1 protein-coding gene is annotated in these 1,359 nt (G+C 57.8%); it reads right to left on the minus strand.

From position 1 onward, the window contains the following. On the minus strand, nucleotides 1-885 hold an 885-nt coding region (locus LQK83_RS21805), incomplete at its 3' end, for a HAMP domain-containing protein (protein ID WP_330166298.1). Nucleotides 886-1,359: the final 474 nt, after the last annotated feature.

Here is a 1,359-nt window from a genome sequence, read left to right on the forward strand (position 1 = left end):
CACGTCGGCGGCTTCCCTGGCCTTCTGCTTCTCGCGCTCGATCCGCTCCTTCTCGCTCATCGAGCGATTGGCTTCCGTTTCCTGTTCGAGACGAAGGCGCTCCAGCGCGTTCTCCTGGAACACCAGAACCGCCTTCGCCATCGAGCCGACTTCGTCCTTGCGCTCCAGCCCCTCGATCTTGGAAGCCGTATCGCCGGCGGCCAAACCGGTCATCCGCGCGCGAAGGCGGCTGATCGGAGCGGTGATCCCGCGGGTGGCAATGTAAAGGGATCCGATGATCCCCAGCAGGAACACGACGCCGACAACGCCAAGCGTCATCGTGATCGTCCGGTTGGTGATATCCGTCAGATCATCGCTTCTTTTCAATAGATCTGCCTGCCGCGTGTCGTTATAGGCGCGCAGATCCGCGCGCCATTTGTCAACGGCGGGATCGATCGTGGCGAGCATCTTGGCTGCTTCAGCCTGCTTGCCATCCGTGTCTGTCTGGACCGCCTTGTCGATGGAATCGAAGAGCGCTTGTGCCCGCGTCTTGAAATCATTGACCGCACCGGCAGCCTCCGGAGTCAGTGCGACAACCTTGTCGAGCCGCGTCACGATGTCCTTCTTGTTGGCATCGTAAAAGGCCTTCACGCCTGCATAGCCCGGATCCGAATTGTTATAGGCAACCAGCTGATAGGCGCTGTAGGGCACGCTGACCATTGCAGTTGCCGCACGGACCATCTGAATGGCAGCGACGTTATCGGTGGTCAGAAAGTCAGAATAGGTGCTGTCCGCGTTCTTGTAGAAGTAAGCCATGGAGCCCGTGGCCCCCAGGCCAACGACGCAAAGCGGAACGACAATGGACAGGATCTTCGCCTTGATGGATATATTCGCCAGAACTGACATTCTTCTCTCTCGCCAGTGGGTCCGACCTTCTCGTGCAGGAGGCTTTACGGAAACGGAAACAGGCATCGCACGGCGAAACCCGAATCATTCGGGCCTTGTTCGGGGGAGGATCCGGTCCACGGTAGATCGGATGCCACGGAAGCTAGAAACAATTGCCAAACCAAACGTTAATTTTGGCTGTTCAATTTAGTGATACCTAATTTATACATTAGATATCTCCTATACGTGGCTACGGACGAACAGAATTAACGGATCACAAGAAACGAAAAATCCCCGCCAGTCGCGACTGACGGGGATTTCCAGTTTCAGTACCGTCCGCTCCTGCGGAGCGCGGCCTCTGGCGAAGCCTTTAAAACTCCTGCCAGTCACCCTTTGTGTCGATGGCGGCATTGCCGGAGAAGGCCGAGGCGATCTTGCGGCCGAGCGCCTTGACGGGAGACGCGGCGGGGCGATCCGAGGCAACGGCACCACGCA

Origin of the sequence: Rhizobium sp. C1 (assembly GCF_021026335.1) — a bacterium.
GTDB lineage: Bacteria > Pseudomonadota > Alphaproteobacteria > Rhizobiales > Rhizobiaceae > Ensifer_A.